The sequence below is a fragment of the Arthrobacter sp. FB24 genome (assembly GCF_000196235.1).
Lineage (GTDB): Bacteria > Actinomycetota > Actinomycetes > Actinomycetales > Micrococcaceae > Arthrobacter.
Genome location: NC_008541.1, coordinates 1,723,664 through 1,742,035, shown reverse-complemented (window position 1 = coordinate 1,742,035; position 18,372 = coordinate 1,723,664). Strand labels below are relative to the sequence as shown.

The window sequence follows — 18,372 nt, the reverse complement described above, 5'->3', positions numbered from 1 at the left end:
GCGTACTGGTGAGCAGTCCTGTCAGTTACTGTCCGGGCGTCTTTTGCTGCGGAGCCGGCACGGATCCTCCGTGGAGATTAACCGCGGGCTTTGGGGCAGCTGCGGCCGGCGCCGCCGCCGCAGGGGCCGGAGCCGCAGGAGCGGCGGCCTCAGCCGGCTTTCGGACAGCCAGCGGTTCCTTGGTCGTGGCGGGCGGCACCACCGTCAGCTGACCGGCGACGGCCGGCGCTGCAATGATGGCTCCCGGCTTGTCCCCCTTGACCGCGGGCTTCGGGGTGCCGCTGACGGTCAGTGTGGACAGGTCGATCTGGCCCTTGCCGGTGGAAGCCACCATGCCCAATTCCATGGCTTTGGCGGCCAGGTTCTGGGGAGCGTCGAAGTTCTGGACCTGCTGTGTCAGGTCCTGGTTTTGCTTCGTCAGCGTGGACTGCTCACCCCGGAGCTGCACCAGCTGGTACTGGGCCGTGGAGACGGAAATGTTGAGTACCAGGACCGCCATGAGCGCCACGGCGAGCAGCGCGAAGCAGAGCACGACGAAAGGGGCCCTGCGCTTGCGCGGCGCGGAGCGGACCACCGACAGCGGGGTCCGCAGTTTGCGTTCGGATCCTTCCGAGGGCTTGATCCCCGTGAGGGCACGGGCCGCCGTACCTGACACGACTGGGAAGTTCTTAGCAGCGGCGGTGCTCATGCGGCCCTCCTGGCTCTGATTCGTTCAACGGCGCGCAACCGGGCGGATGCTGCACGTGGGTTTTCGGCGATTTCGTCTGCCGTGGGCACCTCGGTGCCTTTGGTCAAGGTCTTGAGCTCGGGCTTGTGCTCTTCCAGTTCCACCGGGAAACCCAGCGGCGCTGAGGACTTGGAGCCGGTCTGGAAGACTTTCTTGACGATCTTGTCCTCCAGAGAGTGGTAGGACATGACCACGACGCGGCCCCCCATGGCGAGTGCATCCACAGCGGCGGGCACCGCACGCTCCAGGACATCAAGTTCTTCGTTGACTTCGATCCGCAGGGCCTGGAAGGTCCGTTTGGCCGGGTGTCCCCCGGTCTTTGCCGCGCCGGCCGGAACGACCGCCCGGATGGTGTCTACCAGTTCACCGGTGGTGGCGAACGGCTTCGCCTCGCGTGCCGCCACGATGCGGTTGGCGATCCTGCCGGCGAACTTCTCTTCACCCCACTTGCGGATGATCCGAACCAGGTCCTCTTCGCTGTAATTGTTGACCACGTCAGCGGCGGTCTGGCCGCGGCTGGTGTCCATTCGCATGTCCAGGGGCGCATCAAAGGAGTAGGCAAAACCTCGTTCGCGCTCGTCCAGCTGCAGAGAGGAAACCCCCAGGTCCATGAGGACCCCGTGGACTTCGCTAACGCCAAGATCCCGGAGAACGTCCGGGATCTCGTCGTAAACAGCGTGGACCAGGTCGGTCCGGTCCGCGAAGGGCTTCAGACGCTCCCCGGCGAGGGCCAACGCTTCTTCGTCGCGATCGATCCCGATGAGGTGGAGGTCCGGAAACCGCTGGAGCAGGGCTTCGGAGTGGCCGCCCATTCCCAGGGTTGCGTCGATGACCACGGGCGTCTCGCCCCGCTGGCGGGCCGCTTCGATTCCCGGGGCCAACAAATTGATGCACCGGTCCTTGAGGACCGGTACATGGCGTTCGGACGTGGGTTTTGGCTGGTTGGGATCGCTCATACCTTCGTCCTTTCGTGCCGTTGTCTGCCGTGCTGGGCCTCGGTGTGTTTCTTGAACCAGATCCCCATCCGCGCCTATCCGGACGTCCGCCTGGCTCCGGGGAAGTGAGCCAGGACAACGTTCGGATGGGCGGCTGGAGATCTCATACAAGAAACGTTGCCGTTGTCGCCTCCGGGCCTCAGAAGATTCCCGGGATGGCGTCGTCGGTTTCAGAGAAGGAGGTTTCCTTCTCTGCCAGGTACTCGTTCCAGGCCTGGGCATCCCAGATCTCCGCACGGGAGCCGGCGCCGATGACGGCAAGCTCCCTGCCAAGACCTGCGTATGCCCGGAGTGCGGGAGGAATTGTCACGCGCCCCTGCTTGTCAGGTACCTCGTCCGAGGCTCCAGAGAGAAAAACCCGGATGTAGTCACGAGTCTGCTTGGAGGAGATGGGCGCCTCCCGCATTTGCTCGTGAATCCGTCCGAATTCCCGTTCACTGAAGACGTAGATGCAGCGTTCCTGGCCTCTGGTGAGTACCAATCCGCTGGCAAGTTCCTCGCGGAACTTCGCTGGGAGGATGATCCGCCCCTTTTCGTCCAAACGCGGCGAATGAGTGCCAAGAAACATGGCCACCCGCCTGTCTGTCGTCAGGAGCTGCACGTCCCCTGTGCTGCCACTACCCTCTTACCTGCTCCACTTTACTCCACATCGCTCCACAGTCAACGCGACACGGAAGTTTCCTCCCGGGAGTGGAGGAATCTTGGCCCGGAAATCCGGGGTTTCCGGGTGGTGGTGCAAAGTGGAGGGATTGTGGCGTCCTTGGCGCGCATCCCGCGTGCCAGGGAATATACGACGGCGGTCTGTGGGGATCCCGGTCGTCCAGGCCCGCATTGGGGTGCTTAAATGCGAAAGACCCGCCGGGGCGGGTCTTCCTGCAGGCCTGCCCGTGGGCAGGTGGTGTGAAGTGGAGAGTTACTGGATGGCAGTCACGGGCCGGCTGTCAGGACCGGCCGGTCACGGTTCGCCGCGGCGGCGTTCGTCCCAGCGTTCTTCCAGGCCGCTCATAAACGAACTGCGCCCCTTGCCGGCCTTCTTGCCTCCGGCCGGTTTGGCTTTGCCGGCAGCGGAACTACGCATCGTTGCGAAATAGACTCCGGCTCCCATCACGATAAATCCGAGGACACCAACAAAAATGCTTTGAAGTGATACGCCCACCAGCAGGAGGAGGACACCGGCCAGGGTGGCCAGCACGCCTATGACTATGTGGCGTGTGGACCAGTTACGGCCCGGATCCGATCCCATCGAGTTGGCAAACTTCGGATCGTCCTCGTGCAGCTGCTTCTCCAACTGCTCGAGCAACTTCTGTTCGTGCTCCGAGAGCGGCATCACGACCTCCTTAAGTCGGCCAACGTCCGGACCTGCCGTGGCCATTATGTTGTCAATCCAATAACGACCGGCATGCGCAGGAGGTTCCCGGCCACCGTATACCGGGCAACCGGATTCCACGCATTCGGACGGCGGGCTGATACAGACGGCTTTTGGTATGTCCAGACGTTCGAAATCTATGTATATCTAAGGATAGTTTGTTGCGCCCTGTTCTGAAAGATACTCTGACCCGGCGCACCCGCCGTCGGAGGCGGTGCATCCAAGGGCGAGGGGCGCACCGGGGGACAGCTTTTGGCGGCCGTCAGCCGGGGGACAGCTTTTGGCGGCCGTCAGCCGGGGGAAAGTCAGTCAGCGGCGGTGTTCGGGTCCAGCAGCCGGGCAGGGAGCACCGACTTGGAACCGAACTTCTCCGCCACCCTGTCCAGGGCCTGTTCCGCGGCCCGCCAGTTGTCATCGCGGCGGTCAAAGCTCAGCTGCAGCGAGGTCTGGGCTGCATCCTCTAGCTGCTCCGCCCTTACGCCGACAAGGCGCACTGTCATGGCCCTGGGGCCGAGCGATTCCAGGAGCTGAACGGTCACGGCGTAGATCAACTGGGCACTGTCAACCGGGGCATGCACCGTCCTGCTGCGCGTGATGGTGGAGAAATCGGTGTAGCGGAGCTTCAGGGAGATGGTCCTGGCAACCATTCCTGTGCTTCTGAGCCGCTCGGCTGTGCGGTGCGACAGCCGCAGCAGCTCCCGGTGCAGGAGGGCGTCGTCGGCCGTGTCCACGGCAAACGTCTCCTCGGCACCGATGCTCTTCTCGAGGCGGACCGGAGTCACAGGCCGCGGATCAATCCCCCAGGACAGCCGGTAGACGTGCTCGCCTGACGCCCCGAGCAGCTTCTTCAGTGCGGACGGCGGGGTTGCGGCAACATCCGCCACGCTGCGGATCCCCATGCGTGCCAGCACCTCCCCCGTTTTGGCACCCACGCCCCACAGCGCATTGACGGGAAGGCTGTGCAGGTAGGCAACGGTCTCGTCCGGCCCGATCAGCAGGAGACCGTCCGGCTTACAGCGGGTGGACGCGATCTTGGCCACGAACTTGCTGGCGGCGATGCCAACGGACGCGGTGATACCGAGTTCGTCCCGCACACGCCGGCGAATAATCGCCCCGATCTCCCGCGGACTCCCCAGCCGCCGGATAGCTCCGCCGACGTCCAGGAAGGCTTCGTCGACGCTCAGCGGTTCCACCAGGTCCGTGATCGAGCCGAAGATGGCCATCAGCTGCGCGGACACCTCGTAGTAGAGCTTGTGCCTCGGCTCGATGATGACTGCCGAGGGGCAGATGCGCGCAGCCATCGCCATGGGCATAGCAGACTTGACGCCAAATTTTCGGGCCTCGTAGGAAGCGGACAGCACCACCGACCGGTCCGCCGGATAACCCACAATGACCGGTTTTCCGACCAGTTCCGGACGGCTCCGGAGTTCCACGGAGACGAAAAATGCGTCCATGTCCACATGCATGATGCTGCTTCGACGGAGCTCCCGGAGGGTCGCTTCGAGCTGCTGTTTATCCTGTTCCGACCCCACGTCTTCAATCCTATGCCGTGGGACTGACTAAACTGGAGGCTGCATCCGGCGTCAACACCAGGAGGACTGTCCCTGTGAAGGTAATTGGAAAGCTCAAGCCTGCGGGCTGCGCCGTGATTGTGGCTGGCGCGGTGCTTGCCCTGGCTGCGTGCACCCCGGCCGATTCCGGAGCCAAGGCCACCGGGACCGCCAGCGCTTCAGCTTCCGCCACCGGACAGGTATCCACCACGGCACCGGCCAGCCCTTCGGCGTCGCCGGGTACCACTGCGGTCGTTGGTGCACTCGTCGACGGCTTCCCGGAAAAGCTGTTGCCCGTAATGCCGGGGGCCAGGGTGGTTTCAAGCAGCTTCGACAAGACGTCCACTCCGGCCACTGCAGCGCTGGTGGGTAACATCAGTTCGCCGGCCGCCGCCGTCGTGGCTTTCTATACAAAGGAGCTGGAGGCCCAAGGCTTCAAAGCGGTGCCCGGTGAGAACGTGGGCGCGGTAGCGTCAAAGGACTTCCTCCGCGGCGACAACGAAACAGTGAACGTTGCAGTGGTGGAAACAGGCGGGGTCTCCACATTCACCATCGGCGCCAACGTCGCAGCTGAGTCCGCGAAGTGACGGTCGCAGAGCAGCTGCGCCTGGAGCAGACGGCATTCGTAGCCGCCGTCGCCGGCAAGCTCAACGACTTCCTGGCCACACGCCAGTCCGTGATGTCCGCCATTTCACAGGATATTGATCCGCTGATGGGCTCCATCTCCAACCTGGTGACCGGCGGTAAGCGGCTTCGTGCACTGATGTGCTACTGGGGCTGGCGCGGCGCCGGCGGAGAGGCTGCTGCCACCGAGGTGGTCACTGCCGGATCCGCCCTGGAGCTTTTCCAGGCGGCAGCGCTGATTCATGATGACATCATCGACCGCTCGGATACCCGGCGCGGAGGCCCCAGCGTGCACCGCCGGTTCAGTCAGCTGCATGAAGACCAGGGCTGGGCCCTGGACAGCGAACGGTTCGGCCATGCCGCAGCCATCCTGACCGGCGACCTCTGCCTCTCCTTCAGCGAAGAAACGTTCACGGACATAGGCGAAGCGGCAGCGTCGGGAAGCCAGGCCAGGCTGATCTTCAACCTGATGCGGGCCGAAGTGATGGCGGGTCAGTACCTTGACATCCTGGAAGAAGTCGCCGGTCCCATGCGCGACCGGGCGGGAGCCGTCAGCAGGGCCCAGTCAATAATCCGGTTCAAGTCGGCGAAGTACTCGACGGAGCACCCGCTCGCCCTGGGAGGTGCCTTGGCAGGTGCTTCCGACGAATTGCTTCGCGGCTATTCAGCGTTCGCCCTGCCGCTCGGGGAAGCCTTCCAGCTCCGGGACGACGTACTCGGTGTGTTCGGTGATCCGGTTACCACCGGTAAGCCCGCTGGCGATGACCTGCGGGAAGGGAAGCGTACGGTCCTGGTTGCCTTCGCCCTGGACCAGGCTTCCCCGGAGGAGTCCCGTTTCCTCGATGCGAAGCTCGGAAGCCCGGACCTGTCCGATGACGACGTGGAGGAAATCCGGCGCATCATTGTGGACTGTGGCGCGCTCCAGGCTACTGAAGTCCTCATTGAGGAATTCGGCCGAGCCGCCTTCGCCGAACTGGACCTGCTGCCACTGGACGATCTCCCCAAGACGGCCCTGCGGAAACTGGCCGAGGCAACCGTTAGCCGCGCCGCCTGATTGTGGCGGCGCGGCCACCGCGCTCAGCCCGCATTGCGGGGATCCTGGAGGGTATTACCAGGCGAGGGACTGGGCGCGGCGGCGGATTTCGGTCTTCCGGCCTTCGCGCAGCGCATCAATCGGACGGCCCCGCAGAGATTCATCCGGGGTGAAAAGCCAGGTAATGAGTTCTTCATCGGTATAGCCGGCGTCCGAGAGGACCACGACTGTGCCTTTCAGGCTCTCTACCGGATGGCCGTCCTGCATAAAGTCGGCGGGAACGGACCTGATCCGGCGTTCGCCGACCCTGAGGGCCACCAGCGCCTTTTCGTCCAGCAATCCATGGACCTTAGTGATGGAAACGTTCATCATTTCTGCAACGTCGGGCAGCGGCAGCCATTCGCCTACAAGGCTTTCTACAGTACTCACGGATCAAGATTGCCACGGCGGGCGCTAATGCGCCTAGTCAGCGCAAAGCGGCGGCGTGAACCCGCGAATCGACACTCCGAAAAAAGGCATATATCCGATGCCGCACATTTCTTGTGCTAATCGGCAATTCGTGAGAGATTCACATAGATCACATTTGCATCAACACTAACTTTAGTAACACTAGTACCATTCGTAACAACGGCCTGACCGACAGCACTTGCCGCTGAGAAGAGGATCACTCCCATGACGACGCCCCGATCGCCAAAGCAGCACACCAGGCCGAGCCTGCCCATGATTGCGGCAACCACGGCCGCCCTCCCGGCGGTCGTCCTTTCCTCGCTGGCCATCGCCCAGCCGGCGGCGGCTGAATCCCGCCCGCGGACCGTGCCGGCGACCCTCGCGGCTGCAATACAGGCCCAGGAAGCCGCCCTGAAGGCCGGAGTCATTCCGGCAGCCTCGGTTTCGACGGCCCTCCCCGCATCCCTGCGGCCCGCCCAGCCCTCCGCACCGGCCGAATACACCATTGCCCGCGGTGACACCATCAGCGGCATTGCGGGTCGCTACGGCCTGGACACCAACGCCATCCTGAAGCTGAACAACCTGCAGGCGAACACCATCATTTATCCGGGGCAGAAAATTAAGCTGACCGGTTCGGCGGCGGCCCCCTCCGCTCCCGCGGCCAAGCCGGAGGCTCCCGCTCCTGCCAGCACCGCCGGCAGTGTCTACACCGTTAAGTCCGGCGACACGCTGGGCGCCATTGCGGCACGGCACGGCGTCAAGTTGTCCGAGGTGTTGAGCTGGAACGGCCTCAATATGAACTCCATCATCTACCCGGGCCAGAAGATCAAGATCGGCAGCGGCCAGGCACCGGCTCCCGCGCCGGCGGCTACCCCCGCTCCGGCACCGGCTCCGGCGGCCAACTCGGGCTCCTACACCGTGAAGTCAGGCGATACCTTGTCCGCCATCGCCGCAAAGCACGGGGTCAAGCTGTCAGACATCCTGTCCGCGAACAAGCTGACCATGACCAGCGTTATCTTCCCGGGCAACAAGCTGGTCATCCCCGGCGCCTCGATCCAGCCGGCAGCCAGCGTTACTCCCCTGGTGCCGAGTTCCTTCCTCGGATTCACGTACCCGGCTGCCGTGGTCTCCTCCGCCAACCAGAACAAGGCACTGCTCAACTCGTCGCCCGTGCCCACAAGGGAGCAGATGAAGTCGATCGTCGCGGACACCGCGCGTCGGATGGGCGTGGATCCCTCGCTTGCCCTTGCCTTCGCCTACCAGGAGTCAGGCTTCGACCAGCGCGCAGTCTCGCCGGCCAACGCCATCGGCACCATGCAGGTCATCCCGACGTCGGGCGAATGGGCCTCTGATCTCGTGGGCCGCAAGTTGAACCTGCTCGATCCCTACGACAACGCAACCGCAGGCGTGGCCATCATCCGCCAGCTGATCCGCACCAGCAAGGACTTGGACAACGCCATCGCCGGCTACTACCAGGGCCAGTACTCCGTCAGCAAGAACGGCATGTTCGACGACACGAAGGCATACGTCGCAGCGATCAAGGCGCACAAGAAGAACTTCAGCTAAACCGCGCCGGCGCTCGGGAAGCGGGTGCCGGGAGGGTAACGATACGGGTCCGGATTGCATGTCGATTCGGGCCCGTTTCCGTGTAGCACTTAGGATCGTAGAGTGCAGGATAAAGTGTCGGACCCCCTCGTTGGAACGCTGGTGGACAACCGTTACCGGGTTCAGTCCAGGCTGGCGCGCGGCGGAATGTCCACCGTTTACCTGGCGACGGACCAGCGGCTGGAGCGCGACGTCGCACTGAAGGTCCTCCACCCGCACCTGGTCAATGACGGTAACTTCCTGGACAGGCTGGGCCGTGAGGCCAAAGCTGCGGCCAAGCTGTCCCACGCCCACGTGGTGGGCGTCCTTGACCAGGGCAGCGACGGCCACACTGCCTACCTGGTGATGGAGTACATCAAGGGCCACACGCTCAGGGACGTCATCAAGGAGAAGGGGGCGCTGTCTCCCCGGCTGGCACTGGCACTGATCGACCCCGTCGTTGAAGGGCTGGGAGCGGCGCACGCCGCAGGACTCATCCACCGGGACATCAAACCGGAAAACGTCCTGATCGCCGACGACGGCCGAATCAAAGTCGGTGACTTCGGGTTGGCCCGTGCGGTCACCACCTCAACGAGCACCGGGGCGCTGATCGGCACCGTCGCCTACCTGTCACCGGAGCTCGTTCTCGGCCGGCAGGCGGACGCCCGCAGCGACATTTACTCCGTGGGCATCATGCTGTACGAAATGATCACCGGCAGTCAGCCCTTCGACGGCGACGTCCCCATCCAGGTGGCCTACCAGCACGTGAACTCCTCCGTGGAGGCCCCTTCGGCGGTCGTTCCGGGGCTGGCAGCTGAAGTCGACGAGCTGGTGCAGTGGTGCACGGCAAGGGATCCCGAACAGCGCCCGGTCGACGGCAATGCACTCTTGTCCGAGCTCAGGCATATCCGGACCAACCTGACCGACGCCGAACTGGATCTTCAGCCCCCGGCAGCGATCGCCGCCGTAGCCCATGCTCCTTCGGAGCTCCGCCCGCCTGCGCACCCGCCGACCAGTCGTCCCTCCGAGGCACGGTCCCCGGCGCGCCAGGACCAGACGGAGATCCTATCGGCCGGACAGCATCCAACGGAAATCATCAACCGCCAAAGCAATCCCACCACGGTGCTGTCGGCCGGGCGCCGGCCGGGCCAGTTCGGTGCACTGGCCGCCCCGGCAGAGCCGGAGCCCGCCTTCGGGGATCCGGGCGACGACGGGCCGGACACTGCGGTTCCGTTGAGTAAGCGTGCGCAACGCAAGCTGGACCGCGAGGCCGCCAGGGCGGAGTCCAAAGCAGCATCCACTCCGGTGCGCTCGCTTCGCGAAGGCAACCCGCGTCGCCGCGGCCTTCTGTGGATCATCATCCTGGTGATCGCAGCTTTGCTCGCCACCGGCGCCGGCTGGTTCTTTGGCATGGGACCCGGCTCCCCGGGGACCATTCCCCGGGTGGCCAACAAGACCGTCGCCGAGGCCCAGCAACTGCTCGGAACAGCTGGATTCCAGTCCACCACGAAGGATGTCTTTGACGACGACATCCGGGCAGGCCTCGTCGTGGGCACCGAACCTGAAGCCGGCCGGGAAATCCGCAAGTTCCAGATGGTGTCGCTGTTCGTGTCCAAAGGCCCGCAGCTCTTTCCGCTGCCCGGAGTGAGCGGCAAATCGCTGGATGAGGCAAAGAACCAACTCAACAGCGCCGAGATGGCCCTGGGGACCGTCACAGAGACGTACAGCGAAACTGAGCCGGCGGGTACCATCCTCGCCCAGGACCCCGCAGCGGGCACTCCGGCCAGGCGCGGCACGCCCGTCAGCCTCACTGTCTCAAAGGGGCCCGAACCCATTCCTGTACCAGACATGCGCGGACAGGAACAAGGCGCCGCAGTCAAAGCGCTGGAGGCCGCGGGGTTGAAGGCTGTGATCTCACCCGAAACGGTAAACGACAAGAAGGTCCCCAAGGGCGCCGTGGTGGCCCAGGAGCCATCCAACGGCACCCTCACCAGGGGTGCGACGGTCACCCTTACGGTATCGAAGGGGCCCAAGCTCGTGAATGTGCCCAGCTACATCGGCAAGCAGGCCAATGATGCACGCAAGGCGCTGGAGAAGCTCGGTTTCGAGGTCCGCGTCAACAACATCCTGGGCGGTTTCTTCGGAACCGTGCGGGACCAGGATCCGGTGGACACCCAAGTGCCCGAAGGTTCCGTCGTCACCCTCACCGTCGTCTGAGCGCAACCGTACCCCGCTCGCAGCAGCCGCCACACCAAAAAGCTCCGCCGGCTGGACCAGCCGGGCGGAGCTTTGTGGTCAATCAGGGCAGCGGGTCAGCGCTTGCCAGCGGGTCAGCGCTTGGCCAGGGCTCCTGCGACGAGGAACGCCATTTCCAGGGACTGCATGTGGTTCAGGCGCGGATCGCAGACTGATTCGTAGCGATCCAGGAATGCTTCCTGGTCGATCGGGTCCGCGCCGCCGAGGCACTCCGCGACGTCGTCGCCGGTCATTTCGACGTGCAGGCCGCCCGGAATGGTCCCCAGCGAGTGGTGGACTTCGAAGAAGCCGCGCACTTCGTCGATGACGTCGTCGAAGTTCCTCGTCTTGTAGCCGTTGGGCGACGTGACCGTGTTCCCGTGCATGGGATCGGTCACCCAGAGGACCTGCGCGCCCGACGCCGTGACTTTTTCGACGATGGCGGGGAGCTTCTCCCGGATGTTGCCGGCACCCATCCGGGTGATGAAGGTCAGCCGGCCGGGTTCGCGGTCCGGATCCAGCTTGTCGATGAGCCGCAGGGCGTCGTCGCCGGAGGTCTTGGGCCCCAGCTTGACGCCGATCGGGTTGCGGACGCGGGACAGGAAGTCCACGTGGGCGTGGTCCAGTTCGCGGGTGCGTTCGCCGATCCAGAGGAAATGCGCCGACGTGTCGTACGGAAGTCCGGTGCGGGAATCGATGCGGGTCAGCGCGCGCTCGTAGTCCAGCAGCAGCGCCTCGTGGCTCGCGAAGAATTCCACCCGCTTCAGGGCTTCGAAGTCCGCCCCGCAGGAAGCCATAAACTTGATGGCCCGGTCGATGTCACGCGCCAAGGACTCGTAGCGGGCGTGGGCGGGGTTCTCCGTGAAGCCCTTGTTCCAGTGGTGGACCAGGCGCAGGTCAGCGAAGCCGCCCTGCGTGAACGCGCGGATCAGGTTCAGGGTCGATGCGGAGGTGTGGTACGCCTTCAGCATCCGGCCGGCGTCGTGGGCCCGGGATTCAGGGGTGAAATCGTAGCCGTTGACGATGTCGCCGCGGTACGCCGGGAGGGTCACGCCGTCGCGCGTTTCATCGTTTGAAGAGCGGGGCTTGGCGAACTGTCCGGCCATGCGGCCCATCTTGATGACAGGCATCGCTGCGCCGTACGTCAGGACGACCGCCATCTGCAAGATGGTCTTGACCCTGGCGCTGATCTTGTCCGCAGTAGCGGCTTCAAACGTTTCTGCGCAGTCCCCGCCCTGGAGAAGGAAGGCCTTGCCCTGTGCGGCCGCGGCGAGCCGTTCACGGAGGATGTCCACTTCGCCGGCGAACACAAGCGGCGGAAGGACGGACAGTTCCTTCACGGAGGCGTCAAAGACCTCTTTGTTTTGCCACCTGGGCTGCTGGGAAACCGGCAGTTCCCGCCAGTGGTCCAGTCCCGGATAGTTGGCGGCACCGCTCTGGGCGGTACTGGTCAGCAGGGAGGCAGGTTTTGCAGATAGCTCAGTCACACTACAAGACTAGTTCCCGTATCCGGGTTTCCGCACCGTAACCGTCATTAGCCCCAAACCGCCGTCACAGAACCGGCAGCACAAAGGCGGCGTCACGCGTTTCCGGGCTCCCCGGGACCGCTGTCCCTAGGCTCTCCGGGACTGGTGTCCCCGGAGCCGGAGGGACCGGCGCCTGCGGAACCTTTGTCCCCGGCACCGGTGGGGCCGTCTGTGGGTTTCCCCGCCAGCCGCAGTTTGACCACCGCCGCGTATTCGTCGACGTACTCCTGCCCGGACAGGCGCATGAGCTCGTACATGATTTCGTCGGTCACGGACCGCTGGATCAGGCGGTCGTCTTCCATGCCGTAGTACCGGCTGAAGTCCAGCGGTTCACCGAAGATCATGCCGATGCGCCTGATGTTCGGCATCCGTTTGCCAATGGGCTGGACCTTGTCGGTCCCAATCATGGCTACCGGAATCACGGGAACCCTCGCCTCCAGGGCGAGCTTGGCGACACCGACTTTGCCCCGGTACAGCCGCGAATCGGGGCTGCGCGTGCCTTCGGGATATATGCCCAGCAGCGAACCATGCGACAGGACGTCCATGCCGGCATTGAGCGACGCCGCCGAAGCCGCTCCCCCGGAACGGTCCATGGGCAGCTGGTTTGTCAGCCGGAAGAATAGTGCGGTCAGCCTGCCCTTGAGGCCGGTGCCGGTGAAATACTCCGACTTCGCCAGGAAGACCACCGGACGCGGAACCATCAGGGGCATAAAGATGGAGTCGGAGAACGACAAATGGTTGGAAGCCAGGATGGCGGCGCCTTCCGCGGGCACATTGTCGAGCCCCTTGACCCAGGGCCGGAACAGGAGCTTCAGCACCGGTCCCAGGACGAAGGTCTTCATGAACCAATAAAACACGTGGTGAACCTCTCCGGAAGGCGTCTGGCCGGCCCTCCGTCGGGTCCGGCCAGGACTTCAATGCAACCCTACTCTAGTGAGATTTGCGGCGAATGGTGACACGATGGGCACATGAGAGAAAGCAGCAAACAGACTGTGCCTGCCGCTTTCAGCTACCCCGGCCACGGACCCAACGCCCGGATCGGCGTCGCCATCTGCCACGGCTTCACCGGGAGTCCGCTCAGCGTCATGCCGTGGGCACTCCACCTGGCGGAGCAAGGGTTTGCCGTCTCCGTCCCGCTCCTGCCCGGGCACGGGACCCACTGGCGCGAACTGGCCCGGTCGGGCTGGCGTGAATGGGCCGGCGCATTCGAGAACGCCTACCTTGAACTCGCGGGCCGGACCGACGCCTGTTACGTCGCCGGGCTCTCGATGGGCGGCGCTGTCGCGCTGCGCACGGCGTCACGCCACCGTGTTGCCGGTGTAGCCGTGGTCAATCCCGGACTCAGTTTCTACGACCGGCGGGTTCGTATTGTCGGCGTCCTGAAGTACTTCCAACCGACCACGCTGCCGATAGTGGAGGCCAACCCCACAGCTGCCACCACTGAGGACGGCGACTATTCGCAGACGCCGCTCTCCGCCGTCCATCAGCTGAAGAAACTGTTTGCCGCCGCCCGCCGTGGATTGCCCCGTGTGACGGCCCCGGTCCTGGTCTTCAAGTCGGACACCGACGAGGTTGTGCCGCCGTCGTCGCTCGAGCTGATCCGGAGGCGCCTGGGGTCGGCCGAACTTCGCGTGGTGCCGCTGCCCAACAGCGGCCACGTGGCCACGCTGGACAACGATGCGCCCGCGATCTTCGGGCATTCCACCACCTTCTTCCATGAGCACGCACCGCACCACGTATCCTCGGAGACATCATGAGTATTGCCGCCGACCACAGCCCTTTCAGCAGTCCCTTTACCGGCGACGGTCCCTCGATCGGCGTCGCCGTTTCCCATGGCTTCACCGGAAGCCCGCACGGTGTGCGGTCATGGGCCCGCTCGCTGGCCGACGCCGGATTTGCCGTGCGGATGCCGCTCCTGCCCGGACACGGCACCAGCTGGCAGGAACTTGCCAGGACGCGTTGGCAGGAGTGGTATTCCGCCTACGACAAGGCCTACCTTGAGCTCGAAGCCGAATGCGACCACGTCTTCACGGCCGGTCTGTCCATGGGAGGGGCCCTGGCGTTGCGGGTGGCGGCATTGCGTCCCGTGGCGGGCACTATCGTGGTCAACCCCGGCCTGGTCATCGATGATCCCCGCGCGCCGCTGGCCGGCATCCTGAAGCTGGTCCTGAAAAGCACTCCTGCCATTGCCAACGACATCCTCAAGCCGGACACGGATGAAGGCGCCTACCCCCGGACACCCGTGGCCGCGGCCCACGAGCTCAACAAGATGTTCAAGGACACCAGGCGGCTGCTGCCGCAGATCACGGCACCTGTTCGCGTGTTCCGCTCCACAGTGGATCACGTGGTGTCCGACTCGAGCATCGTGGCGCTGCGCCGGGGCCTCACCAATGCCCGGCTCGAACTGAGCGCCTTGGAAAACAGCTACCATGTGGCCACCCTGGACAACGATGCCGCAGAGATTTTCAGCGGCACCACGGACTTCATCCGCACCGTGGTTCCGGGAGCACCGGCTCCGGCAGACGTGGACGCCTCGCCCGCCAGCCCCGAAGGACACGGCCGATGACCAGATCCGACTCCAATTCCTCGGACCAGAGCGCCAACCAGGACGACGCCGTATGGCTTGACCTGGTTTCCCGGCTCGAGGGCACCGACACGCCAGCTCCTGCCGGCGACGGCAACGAACCGCACAAACGGTCCTTCCGCGACTTCGACCCGCTGGGCCTCTCCGGTACTGCTCCGACGGAGCCATCGGCGGCCGAACGCGGGGCCGCCGTCCGTGGACCGCAGCCCGGGACGGGCCACGCAGGCGCGGACCCCGCGGAGCCAGCCAGCGGGCCCCGTGACTACGAGGCCGACGACGACGAGCCTTTCGTTCCGGAGGAACCCCCGAGCCTGGCCGGCAGCGACCCGCTGACCGTGCTGGCCTGGCTGGGCGCCGTGGGCGGCCCCGTCGCACTGGTGCTGTCCGCCATGTTCTGGCGGTCTGCGCCGCTCATGGCTATTTTGGGGATCGTCGCCGCATTCGTCGTCTCAGTGATCTACCTGATCATGCAGCTGCCGCAGGAAAAGGACGAGCACGACGACGGCGCCCGGGTCTAGCTTTCGGGCTTTGCCCGCCGGGTCCGCTGTCAGCCGTGCATCCTGCTGCTGACACGGGACAGGTCTGCGGCCCCGATCAGCCCGGCGTTGGGGCCCAGGGCTGCGAGCGCGATTTCGGCAGCCGGCCGGAATCCGCGCCCTGTCAGGTTCCGCGCAAAGGCCTTCCGTGCCGGCGCCACCAGCAGTTCACCCGCATCGCACAGGCCTCCACCGATGACGAACTTTCCAGGGTCCAGCGCGGCAGCCAGGTTGGCCAGCCCCAGGCCCAGCCACTCCCCAACGTCCTCCAGCAGTTCCCGGGACGTGGGGTCCCCCGCCTTGGCCAGTTCCGTCACGATGGCCCCGGTGATGCGGTCCACCTGACCGTCCACGGCCTTCAGGAGTTCCTGCGCCACGGGCGAATTGGCAGCAGCCAGTTCGCGGGCTTCGCGGCCCAGCGCGTTTCCAGACGCATACTGTTCCCAGCAGCCGCGGTTTCCGCATTCGCAACGGTGCCCGCCGGGCATGATGATCTGGTGGCCGAATTCTCCCGCAACCCCAAAGCGGCCGCGTTCCAGCCGGCCGTCCATCACCATGGCACCGCCGATCCCCGTGCCCAGGGTGATGCAGACGAGCCTGCTTTGCCCCTGCCCGGCACCAAAGCGCCATTCCGCCCACGCGGCGGCATCGGCGTCGTTGGTCAGCAGGACCGGACGGCGCAGCAGTCGCTGGAGGTTGTCCCGCAACGGTTCGTTGCGCCACGCGAGGTGCGGGCTGAACAGCACCGTGCCGCCGTCGAGGTCCATCCACCCGGCCGCGCCGATTCCCACCGACCAGATGCGGTGGCCGCGGCTCAGCTCCTCCACGAGTTCGACGATCACCTGTTCCACGGCCCGGGGGTCGTTCCCGGGTGTGGAGCGCCTGGCCTGGCTGAGGATCCGGCCGTCGGCGTCCACCACACCGGCCGCGACCTTGGTGCCTCCGATGTCCACACCGATCGCCAACCCTTTGCGCCCGAGCCGGAGGTGCTCCCGGAAGCCCTGGCTGGCGGCCAGCGCATCCTGCCCGGAAGGCTTCCTGCGCCGCCACGCGGCCGTCCGTCGGTAGGGTCTGGGCAGGTCGCCGGGCGAAGGTGTGTGCATGGTTGCCCATTCTATTGCCGCACCAATTTGCGGTGATGCCGGACATGCGGAAAACGTCCACTGCAACGACCCCATGCACAGGCCGCGGCGGACCGGAGTAGCGGGTTTCAGGCACTTAACCGTAAAGTTACTCGCCAGTAGGTGAATCAGGACACACCTCCGCAGAGGGCGTACTAGTGTTATCAGTACCCCCTGCGGGTCTATGGATAACAAAGGAGCTATCGTGCGCGAATTCAGTGTTCCGCCCTTGGTGAATGTACCCCCGGAAACCAACATCACCGACCTGGTGTTGCGGCAGGCCGCCAAGGCCTCGAACCCGTCCCTGTTTTCGCGGCTCGATGCCGCCGGACAGTGGCAGGATATTTCTGCCACGGATTTCCTCGCCGACGTGCGCATCCTGGCCAAGGGCCTCATGGCCAGCGGAGTGGCAGCAGGCGATCGCGTCGGCATCATGTCCCGCACCCGCTACGAGTGGGCGCTGGTCGACTTTGCGATCTGGTTTGCCGGTGGCATCTCCGTTCCCATCTACGAAACCTCCTCCCCCAGCCAGGTCGCCTGGAACCTGGGCGACTCGGGTGCCGTCGCGGCCTTCGGCGAGTCGGCGCACCACGAGGACATCATCCGGCAGGCCGCAACCTCGGAAGGGCTTTCATCCCTGGCCCACGTCTGGCAGCTTGAGGGCGCCGGGCTGGACGAGCTCCGCGCGGCCGGCACCACCGTCAGCGACGAGGAGCTCGAAGCCCGCAGGAGCCTGGCTTCGCTGGCCGACGTCGCGACGATCATCTACACCTCCGGCACCACCGGACGGCCCAAGGGCTGCGAGCTGACGCACGGGAACTTCGTGGAGTTGTCCGAGAATGCACTGGCCACCTCGCTCTCAGGCATCGTCCACGAGCAGGCACGAACCATCATGTTCCTGCCACTCGCACACGTTTTCGCCCGGTTCATCTCGGTCCTGGCCGTGGCTGCCGGCGTCACTGTGGCGCACACCCCGGACATCAAGCACCTCCTGCCGGACCTGCAAAGCTACAAGCCCACGTTCATCCTCGCCGTCCCGCGCGTATTCGAAAAGGTCTATAACTCCGCGCTGACCAAGGCCGAGGACAGCGGCAAGGGCGCCATCTTCCACAAGGCAGCCGACACCGCCATCGCCTACTCGCGGGCCCGGCAGGCCGGTTCCATCGGCTTCGGCCTCAAACTCCGCCACGCGCTGTTCGACAAGCTTGTCTATAGCAAGCTCCGCGCGGCCATGGGCGGCCAGGTGGCACACGCAGTGTCCGGCGGCGGTCCGCTGGGTGAACGCCTGGGGCACTTCTTCCAGGGCATCGGCATGCAGATCCTTGAAGGCTACGGCCTGACCGAAACCACCGCGCCGATCACGGTCAACACTCCCTCGCTCATCAGGATCGGGACGGTGGGCGCTCCCCTGCCGGGGAATGCGGTGAAAATAGCCGACGACGGCGAGATCCTCGCCAAGGGCGTCTGCGTGATGCGCGGCTACTACAAGCGCGACGACCTCGCAGCCGACACGTTCGTGGACGGCTGGTTCCGCACGGGCGACATCGGACAAATGGACGCCGACGGCTTCCTGACCATCACAGGCCGCAAGAAGGAAATCATCGTGACGGCCAGCGGCAAGAACGTGGTGCCTGCCCTGCTGGAAGACCAGATCCGGGCCGACGCCCTCGTCTCCCAGGTGCTGGTTGTGGGCGACAACATGCCGTTCATCGGAGCCTTGGTGACACTCGATGAGGAAGCCCTGCCGGGATGGCTGCAGCGTCACGGACTTCCGGCCGGCACCACGGTCGCGGAAGCGGCAGGCCATCCGGTGGTCAAGGCTGCCGTCCAGGACCTCATCACCCGCGCCAACCAGTCAGTGTCCCAGGCGGAAGCCATTAAATCGTTCCGGATCGTACCGTCTGATTTCACCGAGGCATCCGGCCATCTCACCCCCTCCATGAAGGTCAAGCGGGCCCAGGTGATGAAGGACTTCGACGCCGTCATCGCGGACATGTACGCTACACCGCGGCCGGCCCGTACGGAGCCGTCCGGACAGCACTAG

Annotated in this window: 17 protein-coding genes; 8 read left to right on the top strand and 9 right to left on the bottom strand. The window is 65.0% G+C overall.

All coding sequences use genetic code 11. The features are described from left to right. Window positions 1-25: 25 nt before the first annotated feature. The 5 genes from ARTH_RS07945 to dinB form a co-directional block, all read right to left on the bottom strand. Window positions 26-688 (bottom strand): hypothetical protein, encoded by a 663-nt coding sequence (locus ARTH_RS07945; protein ID WP_011691423.1) that lies wholly within the window; start codon window positions 686-688, stop codon window positions 26-28. Next, entirely contained in the window at window positions 685-1,683 is a 999-nt protein-coding gene (gene rsmH, locus ARTH_RS07940; RefSeq protein WP_011691422.1) for a 16S rRNA (cytosine(1402)-N(4))-methyltransferase RsmH, read from the bottom strand. The genes ARTH_RS07945 and rsmH overlap by 4 nt, the downstream gene beginning before the upstream one ends. Before the next feature lie 178 nt (window positions 1,684-1,861). Continuing rightward, window positions 1,862-2,290, bottom strand: a complete 429-nt coding sequence (mraZ, locus tag ARTH_RS07935) for a division/cell wall cluster transcriptional repressor MraZ (protein ID WP_011691421.1) — start codon at window positions 2,288-2,290, stop codon at window positions 1,862-1,864. Between the two features lie 387 nt (window positions 2,291-2,677). Beyond that, window positions 2,678-3,049 carry a DUF3040 domain-containing protein gene (locus ARTH_RS07930; protein WP_011691420.1) on the bottom strand — a complete coding sequence of 124 codons (372 nt, stop codon included), beginning with the start codon at window positions 3,047-3,049 and terminating at the stop codon, window positions 2,678-2,680. 344 nt (window positions 3,050-3,393) lie between these two features. Then, window positions 3,394-4,554, bottom strand: coding sequence for a DNA polymerase IV (dinB, locus tag ARTH_RS07925; RefSeq protein ID WP_083812744.1), 1,161 nt, complete (start codon window positions 4,552-4,554; stop codon window positions 3,394-3,396). Window positions 4,555-4,694: 140 nt separating this feature from the next. Between dinB and ARTH_RS07920 the strand changes: the two genes are divergently transcribed. Beyond that, complete coding sequence (locus ARTH_RS07920) at window positions 4,695-5,225, top strand: hypothetical protein (RefSeq protein ID WP_011691418.1); 531 nt, start codon at window positions 4,695-4,697, stop codon at window positions 5,223-5,225. Then, complete coding sequence (locus tag ARTH_RS07915) at window positions 5,222-6,316, top strand: polyprenyl synthetase family protein (RefSeq protein WP_011691417.1); 1,095 nt, start codon at window positions 5,222-5,224, stop codon at window positions 6,314-6,316. The genes ARTH_RS07920 and ARTH_RS07915 overlap by 4 nt, the downstream gene beginning before the upstream one ends. Window positions 6,317-6,370: 54 nt before the next feature. Here ARTH_RS07915 and ARTH_RS07910 read toward each other — a convergent pair whose 3' ends face one another. Next, window positions 6,371-6,724, bottom strand: a complete 354-nt coding sequence (locus ARTH_RS07910; protein ID WP_011691416.1) for an Rv2175c family DNA-binding protein — start codon at window positions 6,722-6,724, stop codon at window positions 6,371-6,373. Between the two features lie 243 nt (window positions 6,725-6,967). Between ARTH_RS07910 and ARTH_RS07905 the strand changes: the two genes are divergently transcribed. Together ARTH_RS07905 and ARTH_RS07900 are read left to right on the top strand one after the other, a co-directional pair. Further along, complete coding sequence (locus ARTH_RS07905) at window positions 6,968-8,308, top strand: lytic transglycosylase domain-containing protein (RefSeq protein WP_043429639.1); 1,341 nt, start codon at window positions 6,968-6,970, stop codon at window positions 8,306-8,308. A 102-nt stretch (window positions 8,309-8,410) separates the two neighbouring features. Then, the gene (locus ARTH_RS07900; RefSeq protein WP_011691414.1) at window positions 8,411-10,543 is read left to right on the top strand and encodes a Stk1 family PASTA domain-containing Ser/Thr kinase; all 2,133 of its coding nucleotides are present in this window, start codon (window positions 8,411-8,413) and stop codon (window positions 10,541-10,543) included. A 113-nt stretch (window positions 10,544-10,656) separates the two neighbouring features. Here ARTH_RS07900 and ARTH_RS07895 read toward each other — a convergent pair whose 3' ends face one another. Further along, on the bottom strand, window positions 10,657-12,048 hold the full coding sequence (locus tag ARTH_RS07895) for a class II 3-deoxy-7-phosphoheptulonate synthase (RefSeq protein WP_011691413.1): 1,392 nt from the start codon (window positions 12,046-12,048) through the stop codon (window positions 10,657-10,659). 92 nt (window positions 12,049-12,140) lie between these two features. Beyond that, a complete protein-coding gene (locus tag ARTH_RS07890) occupies window positions 12,141-12,944 on the bottom strand; it encodes a lysophospholipid acyltransferase family protein (RefSeq protein WP_011691412.1) in 804 nt (267 codons plus the stop codon). Between the two features lie 111 nt (window positions 12,945-13,055). Between ARTH_RS07890 and ARTH_RS07885 the strand changes: the two genes are divergently transcribed. Genes ARTH_RS07885 through ARTH_RS07875 form a run of 3 tightly spaced genes read left to right on the top strand, consistent with a single transcriptional unit; the run spans window position 13,056 to window position 15,189 of the window. Then, on the top strand, window positions 13,056-13,844 hold the full coding sequence (locus ARTH_RS07885) for an alpha/beta hydrolase (RefSeq protein ID WP_011691411.1): 789 nt from the start codon (window positions 13,056-13,058) through the stop codon (window positions 13,842-13,844). Continuing rightward, window positions 13,841-14,653 (top strand): alpha/beta hydrolase, encoded by an 813-nt coding sequence (locus ARTH_RS07880; RefSeq protein ID WP_011691410.1) that lies wholly within the window; start codon window positions 13,841-13,843, stop codon window positions 14,651-14,653. Before ARTH_RS07885 ends, ARTH_RS07880 begins: the two co-directional genes overlap by 4 nt. After that, window positions 14,650-15,189: a hypothetical protein gene (locus tag ARTH_RS07875; protein ID WP_011691409.1), complete on the top strand. Its 540-nt coding sequence runs from the start codon at window positions 14,650-14,652 to the stop codon at window positions 15,187-15,189. Before ARTH_RS07880 ends, ARTH_RS07875 begins: the two co-directional genes overlap by 4 nt. 29 nt (window positions 15,190-15,218) lie before the next feature. Here ARTH_RS07875 and ARTH_RS07870 read toward each other — a convergent pair whose 3' ends face one another. After that, a complete protein-coding gene (locus ARTH_RS07870) occupies window positions 15,219-16,310 on the bottom strand; it encodes an ROK family glucokinase (protein WP_011691408.1) in 1,092 nt (363 codons plus the stop codon). A 223-nt stretch (window positions 16,311-16,533) separates the two neighbouring features. Here ARTH_RS07870 and ARTH_RS07865 point away from each other — a divergent pair, with 223 nt between their 5' ends. Then, window positions 16,534-18,372, top strand: a complete 1,839-nt coding sequence (locus tag ARTH_RS07865; protein WP_043429637.1) for an AMP-dependent synthetase/ligase — start codon at window positions 16,534-16,536, stop codon at window positions 18,370-18,372.